The following is a 15,253-nucleotide window of genomic DNA, read 5'->3' as shown; positions in this document are numbered from 1 at the left end:
AATGACCGAAGTCAACAGGCCACCCCGAGTGGGAGGCTGGACCCGCTTCGTGACGGCACGCCCTCGGCTGTCGCTGCTGGTGGCCCTGGTGATCACCGCGCTCGCCGTGCTGGCCGGCAGCGGCGTCGCCGACCGTCTGGGGAGCGGCGGCTGGGAGGACCCGGACGCCGAGTCGACCTACGCGACCAAGGCGCTGGAGCGCGAGTTCCCCGCCTCCCAGCCCAATCTCCTGCTCCTCGTGGACGCGGGCGACGCGTCGGTGGACGACCCGGCGGTCGCCGCCGAGGCGCGGCGTCTCGTGGCCCGCCTGGCCGGCGAGAAGGGCGTCATAGGCGTCGGCTCCTACTGGCAGGCCGCCCCCTCGGCGGCCCCGGCCCTGCGTGCCGAGGACGGCCATGAGGCGCTGATCGCCGCCCGGATCACCGGCGAAGAGAAGCAGATGGGGGAGACCCTGGACCGCATCGCGCCCGAGTTCCGGGGCGCGCACGGCCCGGTGGAGGTGAGCGTCGGCGGCCCGGTCGCGGTGCGGCACGAGATGCAGACGACCATCCAGGAGGACCTGATTCGGGCCGAGGTGATCGCGCTGCCGGTCACTCTGGTGCTGCTGGTGATGGTCTTCGGCAGCGCGGTCGCGGCCCTGCTGCCGCTCGGCATCGGCATCGTCGCCATCCTCGGCACGAACGCGGTGCTGCGCGGCCTGACCGAGTTCACCGACGTGTCGGTCTTCGCGATGAACCTCACCACGGCCCTCGGCCTCGGCCTCGCCGTCGACTACGCACTGTTCATCGTCCGCCGCTTCCGGGAGGAACTCGCCACCGGCGCCGAACCCCTGCCGGCGGTCGGCACCACCTTGCGCACCGCCGGACGCACGGTCCTGTTCTCGGCCCTGACGGTCGCGGTGTCACTGGCGGCGATGCTGCTCTTCCCGCAGTACTTCCTGCGGTCCTTCGCCTACGCCGGGATCGCGGTGGTGCTGCTCGCCGCGGCGGCCGCACTGATTCTGCTGCCGGCGGCCCTGGTCCTGCTCGGCCACCGGGTCAACGCCCTGGACCTGCGGCGCCTGTTCCGGCGCGGGCGGGCGAAGGGCGCCGCTCAGCAGGACTCCGGTCAGGCGGCCGGTGCGACGGAGGGCAGGGCCTGGGCCCGCACGGCGAGCCTCGTCATGCGCCGCGCCCCCTTCTTCGCCCTCGGCACCACCGCCGTCCTGGTCCTGCTCGGACTGCCCTTCCTGGGCGTGAAGTTCGGCACGGCGGACGACCGCCAGCTGCCGTCGAGCGCCGAGTCCCATGTCGTGCAGCAGCACATCCGCGACGGCTTCCCGGGCAGCCCCGGCGGCGGCCTGGAGGTGCTCGCCGAGGGGCGGGCCACTCAGGCGCAGTACGCCGACTACAAGGAACGCATCGCCGCGCTCCCGGAGGTGCTCCGGGTCGACGGGCCGCTGGTGAAGGGCGAGTCGGCGTACTTCACGGTGCTGCCGAAGGGCGAGGCGGTGGACGACCCGGCCCAGGGCCTGGTCGACGATCTGCGCGCCACCGAGGCGCCGTTCGACACCAAGGTGACCGGCGCGGCGGCGGTCCTGGTCGACTCCAAGGACGCGATAGCCGAGCGTCTGCCGCTCGCGGCCGCGTTCATCGCGATCGTCACCCTGCTGCTGGTGTTCCTGCTGACTGGCAGCTTGCTGATCCCGATCCAGGCGGTGGTGCTCAACGCGCTCAGCCTGACGGCGATGTTCGGCGCGGTGGTCTGGGTCTTCCAGGACGGCCATCTCTCCGGCCTGCTCGGCTTCACCAGTCCCGGCTCCATCGAGACGACCCTGCCGGTGCTGATGTTCTGCGTCGCCTTCGGCCTGTCGATGGACTACGGCGTGTTCCTGCTGTCCCGCATCAAGGAGGAGTACGACGCGACGGGCGACCACGACCAGGCGGTGCGGCACGGCCTGCAGCGCACGGGCGGCCTGATCACCGCGGCCGCCGTGATCCTCGCGGTGGTGATGGTCGCGATAGGCACCTCCCGGGTGACCAACACCAAGATGCTCGGCCTCGGCATCGCCCTGGCGGTGGTCATGGACGCGATGATCGTCCGCAGCCTGCTGGTCCCGGCGGTGATGCGTCTGACGGGGCYGGCGACCTGGTGGGCGCCGGGACCGCTCAGGCGGCTCCATGACAGGTTCGGGCTGAGCGAGTCGGGCGGGGAGCCGGAGCCGGCGGATACGCAGGAGCGGGACAAGGTGGCGGTGCCCGGCTAGCGTTCCCGTCGGACGGGTGATCTCTGTGCCGGGCGGCGCGGGGATCACCCCCGGGCCGTACGGGGATCACCTCCGTGCGGTGCCGGGATTGCCGGGCGGGACGGAAGGTGAGGTGGGGCGGATGCGTGCCGTCGTGTTCGAGCGGTTCGGGGAGCCGGCCGAGGTGCGGGAGGTCACCGATCCGGAGCCGAAGGAGCACGGGGTCGTGGTCCGGGTCGAGGCGACGGGGCTGTGCCGCAGTGACTGGCACGGCTGGCAGGGGCACGACGCGGACATCACGCCGCCGCATGTGCCCGGCCATGAACTCGCCGGTGTCGTCGAGTCGGTGGGCAAGAGGGTGACCGGCTGGCGCCCCGGCGACCGGGTCACCGTGCCCTTCGTGTGCGCCTGTGGGAGCTGCGCGGCGTGTGCGGCGGGCGATCAGCAGGTGTGCGAGCGCCAGACCCAGCCCGGCTTCACCCACTGGGGCTCCTTCGCCCAGTACGTCGCGCTGGACCACGCCGACGTCAACCTCGTCGCCGTGCCGGAGGAGATGTCCTTCGCGACGGCGGCCTCGCTGGGCTGCCGGTTCGCCACCGCGTTCCGGGCGGTCGTGCAGCAGGGCCGGGTCGCGGCGGGGGAGTGGGTCGCGGTGCACGGCTGTGGCGGGGTGGGCCTGTCGGCGGTGATGATCGCGGCGGCCTCGGGCGCGCGGGTCGTCGCGGTGGACGTCTCACCCCGGGCCCTGGACCTGGCGCGGAAGTTCGGGGCCGCGCAGTGCGTGGACGCGTCGAGCGTGCCCGACACGGCGGCGGCGATCCACGACCTCACCGGCGGCGGAGCCCATCTCTCCCTGGACGCCCTCGGCTCGCCCGCCACCTGCGCCGCCTCCGTCAACGGGCTGCGCCGCCGGGGCCGGCACATCCAGGTCGGCCTGCTGCCCTCGGAGTCCGGCACGACCCCGGTCCCGATGGCCCGCGCGATCGCCCTGGAGCTCGAACTCCTGGGCAGCCACGGCATGGCCGCCCACACCTACCCGCCGATGCTGGAGCTGGTCCGGGCGGGGGTGCTGCGGCCGGATCTGCTGGTGACGTCGACGATCCCGTTGGACGCAGTGCCGGCTGCGCTGACCGCGCTCGGGACGGCGCCGGGGGCGGGGGTGACGGTCATCGAGCCGTGGAGCTGAGGGCGGCCCACTCGTGGTCGAGGAGCGCCATCATGACCTCGTCGACCCACTCGCCGTCCCTCAGCTCGATCTCCCGCCGTATCCCTTCCGTCGCGAACCCGACCTTCTCGTAGACGTGCAGGGCGCGGCGGTTGTAGGAGTACGCCTCCAACTGGATCCGATGCAGCCCGAGTTGACCGAAACCGTGGCCAATGATCAGGCGGGTCGCCTCGGTGCCGATTCCCCGCCCGCGACCGCCCGGGCCGATCAGGGTGCGGAAGGTGCAGCTGCGGGCCTGCGGATCCCACTCGTACAGCACGACCTCGCCGACGAGTTCGCCGGTGGCACGGTCGGTGACGGCGAGGTCGAGGCGGTCGGGCTGGGCGCTGCGGGATCCGTACCAGGCTCGCACCCGCTCGGGGGTGAGCTCGGCGGGCGACTCCCCGGTGAAGCGCTCCACCTCGGGGTCACCGATGATCTCCCACATCGTCTCGGCGTCGGCCTCGGTGAAGGGTCGCAGCACGGTCCGGTCGCCGGTGAGTACGGGCTTGACGGAGAAGTCGCTCATGGCACGACTGTGCCCCACACACCGGGTGGGGCACAGGTGGTTTTCCGGGAGGTCAATCCACTCTTCGGCCGCGGTTGCCGGGCCGGGAGGCCACCCAGGCGCGGACGGTGTCGGCGTACCAGAAGGGCTTGCCGCCCTCGACATGGTCCGGCGGCGGCAGCAGCCCGTGCTTGCGGTAGGACCGGACGGTGTCGGGCTGCACCTTGATGTGCGCGGCGATCTCCTTGTACGACCAGAGCATTCGGTCGGTCATCAGCTGCACCTCCCCGCGCGCGCCGCGGCGGCGACCGGGGGCTGGTCGTCGGGGGGACCGTGCGCTGCGCTGGCGATCACAAAGCCTGTGTCCGCTCAACGACGCACGGTGAGAAGGAGACCGGGGCTGTGCGCGGGTGTGACGCAACACCTGCGTACACGGGACATGTGTGACGAGAAACGCGCCTTTGTGACACAGGTGACGCATAGGCGCGCGCGGGCGCGAGGGCGCGGCGCGTTGACAACCAGCGCCTGACCGGAGGCAAGGCAACGGTGAGCCGGGGGGCGACGCAACGGTGGGCCGGACCCTTCCCCGAGCTCTCGACTTCGCTCGAGCAGGGGGTACCCCTATCGCCCCGATCGGCACTTCCAGTCGCTGTCGAGGCCGCGCCAACGCGAGCCTGATCCCGCGATAACTGATCACCCCGGGCCGCAACCGCACGGCACTTGTCATCCCCCCATGCTGCAACGCGCCCCACAGGGGCGCGGGGCTGTTGTGGATTTGCGGCTCCGCCGCGCGGGCGCGACAAGCCACACACAAACCCGCACCCGCCCACAAACGGAACCCGGCACCCCCCCTGGGCGCCCGGCCTCCCCCCGGAGGGCGCCGCGCTGGTTCGAATGTCTGGACAAAACATTGACAGGCCTCCCCGACCGGGGCTACAAAGCCGGAGAGACCCCGACGCACCGCGAGCGCGCGTGCCGGCGTCGGCGCAAGAGCCGTGACAAGGGAGACAAGGGAAGCCGATGGCGTACGACCTGATCACCATGGGGCGGATCGGAGTGGACCTCTACCCGTTGCAGACCGGCGTCCCGCTGCCGCAGGTCACGTCCTTCGGCAAGTTCCTCGGCGGCTCGGCGACGAACGTCGCGGTCGCGGCCGCCCGCCTGGGACGGCAGACCGCGGTGATCACCCGCACCGGCGACGACCCCTTCGGCACCTACCTCCACCAGGCCCTCCAGGGCTTCGGCGTCGACGACCGCTGGGTCACCCCGGTCCCCGGCCTGCCCACCCCGGTCACCTTCTGCGAGGTCTTCCCGCCGGACGACTTCCCGCTGTACTTCTACCGGCAGCCCAAGGCCCCGGACCTGGAGATCGACGCCCATGAGCTCGACCTGGACGCCATCCGCGACACCCGCGTCTTCTGGGTCACCGGCACCGGCCTGAGCGAGGAGCCCAGCCGAACGGCGACGCTCGCGGCCCTCGCCCACCGCGCCAAGTCCGGCATCACGGTCTTCGACCTCGACTGGCGCCCCATGTTCTGGAGTAACCCCGAGGCGGCCCGACCCTTCTACGCGGAAGCGCTCAAGCACACCACCGTCGCCGTCGGCAACCTCGACGAGGTGGAGGTCGCGACCGGCGTCCGCGAGCCCCACGCCGCCGCCCGTGCGCTCCTCGACGCCGGAGTCGAGATCGCCGTCGTCAAACAGGGTCCCAAGGGCGTCCTCGCCGTCAACAGCAAGGGCGACCAGGCCGAGGTGCCGCCGCTGCCCGTGAACGTCCTCAACGGTCTCGGCGCCGGTGACGCCTTCGGCGGCTCCCTCTGCCACGGGCTCCTCGAAGGCTGGGACCTGGAGAAGATCATGCGGCACGCCAACGCCGCCGGAGCCATCGTCGCCTCCCGCCTGGAGTGCTCCTCCGCGATGCCGACGCCCGACGAGATCGAGGCCGCGATCGCTGCGGGGGCCGTCAAGTGAGCGTCGACATCGCCGAACTGGTCCGCCTGCGCACCCAGCGCCCCGAGGCGGTCGCGGAGGCCGCCGCCCGCCGCCCGCGCCGGCCGTTCCTGGGCGACAACGGCCGCCTGATGATCGTCGCCGCCGACCACCCGGCCCGCGGCGCCCTCGGCGTCGGAGGCCGGGGGCTGGCCATGGCCAACCGCGCCGACCTGCTCGAACGCCTCTGCCTGGCGCTCGGCCGCCCCGGGGTCGACGGCGTCCTCGCCACCGCCGACATCCTCGACGACCTGCTGCTGCTCGGCGCCCTCGACGGCAAGGTCGTCATGGGCTCGATGAACCGCGGCGGCCTGCAGGGCGCGAGCTTCGAGCTCGACGACCGCTTCACCGGCCACCGCGCCGAGGACATCGAGCGGCTGCGCTTCGACGCCGGCAAGCTGCTGCTGCGCGTCGACTACGACGACCCGGGCTCCCTCACCACGCTGGAGTCCACCGCCCGCGCCATCGACGACATGGCCGCACGCCGACTCCCGGTCTTCGTCGAGCCCTTCATCAGCAGCCGCACCGCCGAGGGCAAGGTCAGGAACGACCTGTCCGCCGAGGCCGTGACCAGGTCCATCGCCATCGCCTCCGGCCTCGGCGGCACCTCGGCCTACACCTGGCTGAAGCTCCCGGTCACCGACAACCCCGACGACATGGCAGAGGTCATGCAGACCTCGACCCTCCCGGCCGTCCTCCTCGGCGGCGAGGTCGGCGACGACCAGGACGGGGCATACGAGAAGTGGCGGGGCGCTCTGCAACTGCCCACCGTGCGGGGCCTGGTGGTGGGCCGATCGTTGCTCTACCCGGCGGACGGGGATGTGGCCGCCGCCGTCGACACCGCCGTAGGACTGCTGTGAGGGCCTGATGACGAACCGCGAGCCGCGCACCGGGACGAGCAACGCACTGTATGTCCCGAGGGGCACCACCGCCGATGTCAACTACGTGCTCGACATCGACCCCAAGCGGGCCGGGTGGACCCACAGCAGCCTGCGGATCGTGGAACTGGAGCCCGGTGGCACCCATATGTTCACCACCGGCGACAGTGAATGGATCGTGCTTCCGCTGAACGGCGGATGCACCGTGGACATCGAGAACGAGAAATACCAACTCCTGGGCAGGGGCAGCGTATTCAGTGGAGTCACCGACTTCGCCTACGTGCCCCGTGACGCCCGGGCACAGATCGCCTCCGGCGCGGGTGGCCGCTTTGCTTTGGCAGGAGCGAAGTGCGAGCGAAGACTCCCCGCCCGCTACGGCCCCGCGCCGGAGGTACCCGTCGAGGAACGCGGCAGCGGCACCTGCCTGCGACGGGTCCGCAACTTCGCCTCCGCCGACGCGTTCGACTGCGACCGGCTGATCGCCGTCGAGGTGATCACTCCCGGCGGCAACTGGTCCTCTTACCCGCCGCACAAGCACGACGAGACGCGGCCCGGCGAGGAATCCGAGCTGGAGGAGATCTACTACTTCGAGATCGACGGCCCGAACGGTTTCGGCTATCAGCGCGTATTCCCCTCGCGTGAGGGCGGATCCGATGTCCTCGCGGAGGTCCGCTCCGGTGACGCCGTGCTCGTCCCCGACGGTTGGCACGGCCCGTCGATCGCTCAACCCGGCCACGACATGTACTACCTCAATGTCATGGCCGGTCCGGGGGAGACCCGGGAGTGGCGGATCTGCTTCCATCCGGACCACGTAGAGAGCACAGAGGGGTACCGATGACCTCAACGACGAGGCTCACGGTCGCACAGGCGCTCGTCCGCTTCCTGTCCGCCCAGTACACCGAGCGCGACGGCGTACGCCGGCGCCTGATCGACGCGACCTGGGGCATCTTCGGCCACGGCAACGTCGCCGGGATCGGCCAGGCGCTCATCGAGTACGGCGATGTCATGCCGTACCACCAGGGCCGCAACGAACAGGCGATGGTGTACGCGGCCGTCGGTTATGCCCGGCAGTCCAACCGGCTGTCCACCCACGCGGTGACCACGTCCATCGGCCCCGGCGCGACCAACCTCGTCACCGGCGCCGCCCTCGCCACCGTCAACCACCTCCCGGTCCTGCTCCTCCCCGGTGACGTCTTCGCCACCCGCCCCGCCGACCCGGTCCTCCAGCAGCTCGAAGTGCCGTACGCGGGCGACATCAGCGTCAACGACTGCCTGCGCCCCGTGTCGAGATACTTCGACCGGGTCACCCGTCCCGAAGCCTTGATCCCGTCGGCTCTCCAAGCCATGCGGGTGCTCACCGACCCCGTCGAGACCGGCGCCGTGACGCTGGCGCTCCCGCAGGACGTGCAGGCCGAGGCGTACGACTGGCCCGACGAGTTCTTCGCCGAGCGCACCTGGGTGGTCCGCCGGCCGGGCGCCGACCCGACCGAACTCGCCGAGGCCGTACGGGCGATCCGCGGCGCCCGTCGCCCGCTCGTCATCGCGGGCGGCGGTGTCCACCACAGCCGCGCCGAGGAGGCCCTCGCCGAGTTCGCCGAGGTCACCCGCATCCCCGTCGCCTCCACCCAGGCCGGCAAGGGCTCCCTGCGCTTCGACCACCCCCAGGACGTCGGCGGAGTCGGCCACACCGGCACCGCCACCGCCGACGAACTCGCCCGCACCGCCGACCTGGTGATCGGAGTGGGGACGAGGTACACCGACTTCACCACCGCCTCCGGCACCCTCTTCGCCGCCGACGGCGTCCGCTTCCTCAACCTCAACATCGCGCCCTTCGACGGCCACAAGCTCGCCGGTATGCCGCTGATCGCGGACGCCCGCAGCGGCCTGATGGAGCTGACCGCGGCCCTGGACATGCACGCGTACCGGGTCGCCGACAGCTACAGCGCCGAGTACACCGAGGACAAGGAACGCTGGGAGCAGCGCGTCGACGCCTGCTACGAGGCCGACGAGCCCGACGTACGGCCGACGCAGCCGCAGGTCCTGGGCGCGCTGGACGCCATCGTGGACGAGTCGGACGTGATCATCAACGCGGCCGGTTCCCTCCCCGGCGACCTGCACAAGATGTGGCGGGCACGCTCGCGGGACCAGTACCACCTGGAGTACGGCTACTCCTGCATGGGCTACGAGATCCCGGCCGCGATCGGCGTGAAGCTGGCCGCTCCCGAGCGCCACGTCTGGGCGCTGGTCGGCGACGGCACGTATCTGATGATGCCGACGGAGATCGTGACCGCCGTGCAGGAGGGCGTCGCGATCAAGGTGTTGCTCGTGCAGAACCATGGGTACGCGTCCATCGGCGGCCTGTCGGAGGAGACGGGCGCCGAGCGCTTCGGCACGGCGTACCGCCACCGCGCGGACGACGGCACGTTCACGGGCGCCCCGCTCCCCGTCGACCTGGCCGCCAACGCCGCCAGCCTGGGCATGCGGGTGCTGCGTGCGAAGACCGTGAGCGATCTGCGGGAGGCGCTCGCCGAGGCCCGCGCCGCGGACACTCCCACATGTGTCTACGTCGAGACCCAAACGGCAGACACAGTGTCGGGCCCGCCACCCGCGCAGGCCTGGTGGGATGTTCCTGTGGCCGAGACCGCGACGCGACCGTCGGCGGTCAAGGCACGGGAGCTGTACGAACGGCACGTCTCGACCCGACGCCGCCATCTGTGAAGGAGTAACCGGTCATGACGAAGATCGTCAACCACTGGATCGGCGGCAAGTCCGTCGAAGGCGCGTCGGGCACGTTCGGGCCGGTCACCGACCCGGCGACCGGCGCGGTCACCACGAAGGTCGCCTTCGCCTCGGTCGACGAGGTGGACGCGGCGGTCGCCGCCGCGAAGGACGCCTACCTCTCCTGGGGCCAGTCCTCGCTGGCCAGGCGCACCTCGATCCTGTTCAAGTTCCGGGCGCTGCTGGACGCGCACCGGGACGAGATCGCGGAGCTGATCACCGCCGAGCACGGCAAGGTGCACTCGGACGCGCTCGGTGAGGTCGCGCGCGGCCTGGAGATCGTCGACCTGGCGTGCGGGATCACCGTGCAGCTGAAGGGTGAGCTGTCGACCGAGGTCGCCTCGCGGGTGGACGTGTCCTCTCTCCGTCAGCCGCTCGGCGTCGTCGCTGGCATCACGCCGTTCAACTTCCCGGCCATGGTGCCGATGTGGATGTTCCCGCTGGCCATCGCGTGCGGCAACACCTTCGTGCTGAAGCCGTCCGAGAAGGACCCGTCGGCGTCGATGAAGCTCGCCGAGCTGCTCGCGGAGGCCGGTCTGCCGGACGGCGTCTTCAACGTCGTGCACGGCGACAAGGTGGCCGTCGACCGCCTCCTGGAGCACCCCGACGTCAAGGCCGTCTCCTTCGTCGGCTCGACCCCGATCGCCCGCTACATCCACACCACCGCCGCCGCGAACCACAAGCGCGTCCAGGCGCTCGGCGGCGCCAAGAACCACATGCTGGTCCTGCCCGACGCCGACCTGGACGCCGCGGCCGACGCCGCCGTGTCGGCCGCCTACGGCTCCGCGGGCGAGCGCTGCATGGCCATCTCCGCGGTCGTGGCCGTCGGTTCGATCGGCGACGAGCTGGTCGAGAAGATCCGCGAGCGCGCCGAGAAGATCAAGATCGGTCCCGGCAACGACCCGACCTCCGAGATGGGCCCGCTGATCACCAAGGTCCACCGCGACAAGGTGGCCTCCTACGTCACCGGCGCCGCGGCCGAGGGCGCCGAGGTGGTCCTGGACGGCACCGGCTACACCGTCGACGGCTTCGAGGACGGCCACTGGATCGGCCTCTCGCTCCTCGACAAGGTCCCGACCAGCGCGAAGGCGTACCAGGACGAGATCTTCGGCCCGGTGCTGTGCGTGCTGCGCGCCGAGACCTACGAGGAGGGTGTGGCCCTCATCAACGCCTCGCCGTTCGGCAACGGCACCGCGATCTTCACCCGGGACGGCGGCGCCGCCCGCCGCTTCCAGCTGGAGATCGAGGCCGGCATGGTCGGCGTGAACGTCCCGATCCCGGTCCCCGTCGGCTACCACAGCTTCGGTGGCTGGAAGGACTCGCTCTTCGGCGACCACCACATCTACGGCAACGACGGCACGCACTTCTACACCCGCGGCAAGGTCGTCACCACCCGCTGGCCCGACCCGGCCGACGCCCCCACCGGCGTCGACCTCGGGTTCCCGCGCAACCACTGACGCCCAGCCGACCGTCAGGGGCCGTCCGCATCGCGGACGGCCCCATTTTTTTGCGCGCCCGCGCTGCGGTTCCCGCACGCCCGGAAGGCGCCCAGTACGCAGCCTTGACGCGACGTTAACGCGTGCCAGGATGACCTCTCGCCACGAATTCCGTAGGTGAACACCCATTGACGCGATGGTTTCCGTCGATGTTGCATCCCCCTCGTGACCGACACCCTCACCCCCGTCGAGGGCGCCGTCGTCGAGGCGTCTCACGGCCCCCAGAAGCTCAAGCGCTCCATCGGCGTGGTCGGCGGCACCCTGCTCACGCTCTCCTGCGTGACCCCCGCCTCCACCCTCTTCGTGGTCGTCCCCGACCTGTTCGGCTCGCTCGGCACCGCCACCGCCCTCACCATCGCCATCGGTTCCCTGCTCTGTATCGCCGTGGCGTTCTGCTACTCGGAGCTGGGCACCCTCATCCCCAGCGCGGGCGGCGAGTACGCGATGGTCTCCACGCTGGCCGGACGGCTCGCGGGCTGGCTCGTGTTCGTGCTGTCGCTGCTGGTCGTCATGGTCGTCCCGCCGGTGATCGCGATGGGCACGGCCGACTACCTCGCCCCGATCGTCCACCTCGACCCGGCCATGACCGGGGCCGGCGTCATGCTCCTCGCCACCCTCGCCGGCCTGTTGGACCTGCGCGCCAACGCCTGGATCACCGGCGTCTTCCTGGTCCTGGAGGTCATCGCCGCGGCCGTCGTGGCGGTGCTGGGCTTCGCCCACGCCGAGCGTGGTCCCGGCAGCCTGGTCTCGATGGACGTGGCCGGCGCGGACGGCCGTACGGACGCCGTGACGGCTCTGCTGATCGTCTCCGGGCTCGCCATCGCCCTCTTCGTCACCCAGGGCTTCTCGACCGCCGTCTACCTCTCGGAGGAGATGGAGAACCCGCGCCGCAACGTCGCCCGCACGGTGCTGGCCACCCTCGGCATCTCCGCCGTGATCATCCTGGTCCCGGTCGTCGCCATCACCCTCGGCGCGTCGAACCTTCAGGAGCTGACCGGCGGGGACATCTCCGGCATGGTCACCGCCTGGTCCAACTCCGCGGTCGGCACCTTCGTCAGCCTCTGCGTGGCCCTCGCGATCATCAACGCCGGCATCGTGATGGTCATCCAGAACTCCCGCGTGCTGTTCGCCTCGGCCCGCGACAAGGCCTGGCCCGAGCCGGTCAACAACGTCCTGGCCAAGCTCGGTCGCTTCGGCTCCCCGTGGGTCGCCACCCTCGCGGTCGGCGTGCCCGGCGCGGCCCTGTGCTTCGTCAACCTCGACACCCTGTACGGCGTCACGGGGGTCTCGGTGACCGGCATGTACCTGCTCGTCGCGGTCGCCGCGCTGCTCTCCCGGCGCGGCACGCACCGGCACACCCGCGCCTGGCGGATGCCGCTGTGGCCGGCGATGCCCGTCCTGCTGATCGTGGTCCTCGGCTACATCCTCACCCAGCAGGAGACGGCGCATCTGCTGTGGACCGGCGGCATCACGGCCGCGGCCACCGTCTACTGGGCCCTGTACCTGCGCCCGCGCCGCGAGACGCGCTGGCTGGTGACGGTCCCGCAGGACGGGCGGGACTGACCGCCGGCGGATGGCCGCCCGGCCGTCAGCCGAAGTCCCACGTCACCACCGAGCACGACCCGTCGTCCTTGCCGCCCGCACTCCGGTAGGTGGCGAGGGCGGCGTCGTTGTCGGAGTCGACCAGCACCCACATCCCGTAGCACCCCAGCTCCCGCCCCAGCGCGTCTCGCGGCGCGGGCGCAGGTACAGGGCCCAGTAGACGGTGGCCGCGGCCGTGATGCCGCCGGTCCACAGCAGATGCGCCGTCTCCTGCTGGGTGAGGATGTAGCCGAGGACCACGATCAGCAGGACGGGCATCGCCGGCCACAGCGGCATCCGCCAGGCGCGGGTGTGCCGGTGCGTGCCGCGCCGGGAGAGCAGCGCGTGTCGGGCAGAGCGCCGTCGGCCCAGCGGGGCGTGACCGTGCTCGGCCCGATCGCCCAGGCCAGCAGCGCGGGGGCATTTTCGTGTGGAGCTATGTGGCGTGGCTGTTCGTGGCCCTGGTGTCCGCGACGGTGACCGCGGCCGGGGTAGCAGGAGCGAGAAGCGGTCCCCACCGGCTGCTCGGCACGCTGATCGCGGCTGAGACGGCGGCTCTGGTGGGACTCGCGGGGATGCTTCTGCTCGTCTCTTCGGACGGATGCGTGGCACCGCTGAACACCCTTGAATCCGGCTGTACTTGGACACCTGCCTGGCAGCTGCTCGGGCCGGTGTTCCTGACCTTGGTGAACGGCACGCTGGTACTCGCTGCCGTCCTGGCCGTGCCCGTGGCCGCTGTCGGATCAATCTGCCGGCGCGCACTGCCGTCCCCGCCACGGTGGTCGGCACGGACATCCCTTCCCCTCAGGAATGACCCGCGGGCGGTTCGCGCTCTGCGGATCAGCGTGAGCGTGCTCTGCGTGGCGGCGGTGGGGATCGCCGCGGCGGACACCGCCAGGCAGGCGCGGCAGAAGGTCCGGGTCGTCACCCCGGTGGCCGCACAACGATCCACGCAGCAGTGGGGAGGGGTCGCCGATGCGCCGGTGCCCGCCGACACACGAGCGCGACAGGTGTACGCCTGGTACCGCCTCGGTGGGCATTACCTGATCTGGCACGCCAACGCCCACTCCACCTATCTCGTCACCCAGCTGCGGACCATCGCGGCTGCCAAGGACGTGAGCATGACCTCCCTGCGCCGGGTCCGCCCCACCTGCACCAACCTGAGCAACGTCGCGCGGTGGGCGAACGGCTCCTACTTCCGGATCCCCGATCCGCAGGCTCGGCTGCTCTGGCAGCAGTTCGGCGCCCAGGCGTCCAAGGGCAGCCAGGACTGCCAGAAGGCCTTGGACGAGCAGAACCTCGACCTCTTCGTCACCGCCGCAGGGGAACTCGGCCATGCGAGGAGAAGCGCGACAGCGGTCAAGAAGAGGGTCGACAAGGTGCTGCTGGACGCGGACTACTCAGCCCCCAGACATCCCGACCGGTACTTTGCCGTCCCGCCCGGTGCTCGATGACGTCGGCTCCGTACCGCGCCCTCGGTCGGGTCGTCAGGCGGCCGGCAACACGCCCTGACATGGCGTCAGACCTCCCGCACCGAACACCTACGCTCACCCCATGGGCCACGACGACTCCGAGGGCGCCGGGCGCCCGCCCCTCCCGGCCGGCGGGCCCGCGGGCGTAGCCGGCAACGACCCGCGGACCACGGCCGATTGGCTGGGCTGGCTCAAGGAGCGGCTGTACGCGACCATCACCATGATCTCCGTGGTGATCGGCGTCTCGGCGGCCGAGCACCCCAGCCCCGCCGGGGCAGCGGTCAGTGTGGCGACCGCGGCGGTCGGGCTCTGGCTGGCGTCGCTCGTCGCCGACGAGCAGGCCCACCGCACGGTGCACGGCAGGGTCGCCACGGGCTCGGAGCTGCGCCGGATGCTGTGGGTCAGCAGCCCGCTGCTGCTTTCAGCGGTCGGCCCGCTCGTCCTCATCGGCTCCGCGGCCCTGGACGTGATGGACCTGGAGACCGCGCTGTTCGCCGCGGCCGGGGTCAGCGTGGCCGGTCTGTTCGGCTGGGGCTGCTACGGCGGCATCCGGATGGGCAACGGCACCACGGTCGCCCTGCTGGCGGGCGCCGTCGACGCGGCGATCGGAGTGGCTGTCGCTCTGGTCAAAGCCGCCGCCGGCCACTGAGGCTTGGGGGCTACGAGCCGGTTCTGTGGACCTGGGCCCGGCGGCCCGCCCGGTGGCCTCGGCGGCCCCGGCGGCGGTGCGGCGCGATCACCGCTGTTGGGCCTGGGCGAGCTCGCTGAGCAGCGAGAGGGAGTTCCTCCAGGCCATGGCGCTGGTGGCGGCGTCATCCAGCGCGCCGCTCTCGGTGATCCGTACCAACGTTCCGGCGTCTTCAGCCGAGAGGGTGATCTCGACGAGGTCGCCCGGTTCCGGCAGCCACCGGAAGGCGAAGCGGTGGCCGGGGTCCACGGCCTCCACCCTCGCGGGAAACGCTCCGTGCTCGTCCCAGCGCAGGAGCATCGCACCGCCGGGCACCAACTCGATGTCCGCGCCGCCGAATGCGTACCACTGCTGGACGTACTGAGGATCGGTGACGAGCCGCCAGGTGCGGTCGGGGTCGGCCGGGACGAGGGTCTCTTCGGAGATCTCCATGCC

13 protein-coding genes and 1 pseudogene are annotated in these 15,253 nt (G+C 71.4%); 10 read left to right on the top strand and 4 right to left on the bottom strand.

Features of this window, described 5'->3' with window-relative positions; all coding sequences use genetic code 11:
* Position 1 precedes the first annotated feature (1 nt).
* Complete coding sequence (locus EAO75_RS36380) at positions 2 to 2,245, top strand: MMPL family transporter (protein ID WP_147999398.1); 2,244 nt, start codon at positions 2 to 4, stop codon at positions 2,243 to 2,245.
* A 121-nt stretch (positions 2,246 to 2,366) separates the two neighbouring features.
* Positions 2,367 to 3,410 carry a zinc-dependent alcohol dehydrogenase family protein gene (locus EAO75_RS36375; RefSeq protein ID WP_147999397.1) on the top strand — a complete coding sequence of 348 codons (1,044 nt, stop codon included), beginning with the start codon at positions 2,367 to 2,369 and terminating at the stop codon, positions 3,408 to 3,410.
* Here the strand turns inward: EAO75_RS36375 and EAO75_RS36370 are convergent.
* Complete coding sequence (locus EAO75_RS36370; RefSeq protein ID WP_147999396.1) at positions 3,391 to 3,957, bottom strand: GNAT family N-acetyltransferase; 567 nt, start codon at positions 3,955 to 3,957, stop codon at positions 3,391 to 3,393. The two genes, EAO75_RS36375 and EAO75_RS36370, sit on opposite strands and share 20 nt — an antisense overlap.
* 52 nt (positions 3,958 to 4,009) lie before the next feature.
* Positions 4,010 to 4,210 (bottom strand): helix-turn-helix transcriptional regulator, encoded by a 201-nt coding sequence (locus EAO75_RS36365; RefSeq protein WP_147999395.1) that lies wholly within the window; start codon positions 4,208 to 4,210, stop codon positions 4,010 to 4,012.
* A gap of 746 nt (positions 4,211 to 4,956) precedes the next feature.
* On the opposite strand from EAO75_RS36365, the gene iolC reads away from it, so the two are divergent.
* The 6 genes from iolC to EAO75_RS36335 all read left to right on the top strand — a co-directional run bounded on the left by iolC (position 4,957) and on the right by EAO75_RS36335 (position 12,640).
* Positions 4,957 to 5,907 carry a 5-dehydro-2-deoxygluconokinase gene (gene iolC / locus EAO75_RS36360; protein ID WP_147999394.1) on the top strand — a complete coding sequence of 317 codons (951 nt, stop codon included), beginning with the start codon at positions 4,957 to 4,959 and terminating at the stop codon, positions 5,905 to 5,907.
* On the top strand, positions 5,904 to 6,785 hold the full coding sequence (locus tag EAO75_RS36355) for a deoxyribose-phosphate aldolase (protein ID WP_147999393.1): 882 nt from the start codon (positions 5,904 to 5,906) through the stop codon (positions 6,783 to 6,785). The genes iolC and EAO75_RS36355 overlap by 4 nt, the downstream gene beginning before the upstream one ends.
* Before the next feature lie 7 nt (positions 6,786 to 6,792).
* Complete coding sequence (iolB, locus tag EAO75_RS36350; RefSeq protein WP_147999392.1) at positions 6,793 to 7,641, top strand: 5-deoxy-glucuronate isomerase; 849 nt, start codon at positions 6,793 to 6,795, stop codon at positions 7,639 to 7,641.
* Positions 7,638 to 9,521, top strand: a complete 1,884-nt coding sequence (gene iolD / locus EAO75_RS36345) for a 3D-(3,5/4)-trihydroxycyclohexane-1,2-dione acylhydrolase (decyclizing) (protein ID WP_147999391.1) — start codon at positions 7,638 to 7,640, stop codon at positions 9,519 to 9,521. Before iolB ends, iolD begins: the two co-directional genes overlap by 4 nt.
* Before the next feature lie 14 nt (positions 9,522 to 9,535).
* The gene (gene mmsA, locus EAO75_RS36340) at positions 9,536 to 11,038 is read left to right on the top strand and encodes a CoA-acylating methylmalonate-semialdehyde dehydrogenase (RefSeq protein ID WP_147999390.1); all 1,503 of its coding nucleotides are present in this window, start codon (positions 9,536 to 9,538) and stop codon (positions 11,036 to 11,038) included.
* A gap of 204 nt (positions 11,039 to 11,242) precedes the next feature.
* Positions 11,243 to 12,640: an APC family permease gene (locus EAO75_RS36335; RefSeq protein WP_147999389.1), complete on the top strand. Its 1,398-nt coding sequence runs from the start codon at positions 11,243 to 11,245 to the stop codon at positions 12,638 to 12,640.
* A 156-nt stretch (positions 12,641 to 12,796) separates the two neighbouring features.
* Here the strand turns inward: EAO75_RS36335 and EAO75_RS47790 are convergent.
* Positions 12,797 to 13,003 (bottom strand): annotated as a pseudogene (locus EAO75_RS47790) (amino acid permease); the annotation flags it as partial.
* 500 nt (positions 13,004 to 13,503) lie between these two features.
* Here EAO75_RS47790 and EAO75_RS36320 point away from each other — a divergent pair.
* Together EAO75_RS36320 and EAO75_RS36315 are read left to right on the top strand one after the other, a co-directional pair.
* Positions 13,504 to 14,112, top strand: coding sequence for a hypothetical protein (locus tag EAO75_RS36320; RefSeq protein WP_147999388.1), 609 nt, complete (start codon positions 13,504 to 13,506; stop codon positions 14,110 to 14,112).
* 100 nt (positions 14,113 to 14,212) lie between these two features.
* Positions 14,213 to 14,779: a hypothetical protein gene (locus EAO75_RS36315; RefSeq protein WP_261989569.1), complete on the top strand. Its 567-nt coding sequence runs from the start codon at positions 14,213 to 14,215 to the stop codon at positions 14,777 to 14,779.
* A gap of 87 nt (positions 14,780 to 14,866) precedes the next feature.
* On the opposite strand, the gene EAO75_RS36310 is transcribed toward EAO75_RS36315, so the two are convergent.
* The gene (locus EAO75_RS36310) at positions 14,867 to 15,250 is read right to left on the bottom strand and encodes an SRPBCC domain-containing protein (protein ID WP_147999387.1); all 384 of its coding nucleotides are present in this window, start codon (positions 15,248 to 15,250) and stop codon (positions 14,867 to 14,869) included.
* Positions 15,251 to 15,253 lie beyond the last annotated feature (3 nt).

Source organism: Streptomyces sp. UW30, from assembly GCF_008042075.1.
GTDB lineage: Bacteria > Actinomycetota > Actinomycetes > Streptomycetales > Streptomycetaceae > Streptomyces.
Note: the sequence above shows the minus strand (reverse complement) of the source record. Positions and strands in the feature narration are given on the sequence as shown.

Bases quoted from the DNA above. Each gene is read 5' to 3' on its own strand.
- EAO75_RS36375 (WP_147999397.1), top strand. From the start codon at position 2,367: ATGCGTGCCGTCGTGTTCGAGCGGTTCGGGGAGCCGGCCGAGGTGCGG.
- EAO75_RS36370 (WP_147999396.1), bottom strand. From the start codon at position 3,957: ATGAGCGACTTCTCCGTCAAGCCCGTACTCACCGGCGACCGGACCGTG.
- EAO75_RS36365 (WP_147999395.1), bottom strand. From the start codon at position 4,210: ATGACCGACCGAATGCTCTGGTCGTACAAGGAGATCGCCGCGCACATC.
- iolC (WP_147999394.1), top strand. From the start codon at position 4,957: ATGGCGTACGACCTGATCACCATGGGGCGGATCGGAGTGGACCTCTAC.
- iolB (WP_147999392.1), top strand. From the start codon at position 6,793: ATGACGAACCGCGAGCCGCGCACCGGGACGAGCAACGCACTGTATGTC.
- iolD (WP_147999391.1), top strand. From the start codon at position 7,638: ATGACCTCAACGACGAGGCTCACGGTCGCACAGGCGCTCGTCCGCTTC.
- mmsA (WP_147999390.1), top strand. From the start codon at position 9,536: ATGACGAAGATCGTCAACCACTGGATCGGCGGCAAGTCCGTCGAAGGC.
- EAO75_RS36315 (WP_261989569.1), top strand. From the start codon at position 14,213: ATGGGCCACGACGACTCCGAGGGCGCCGGGCGCCCGCCCCTCCCGGCC.
- EAO75_RS36310 (WP_147999387.1), bottom strand. From the start codon at position 15,250: ATGGAGATCTCCGAAGAGACCCTCGTCCCGGCCGACCCCGACCGCACC.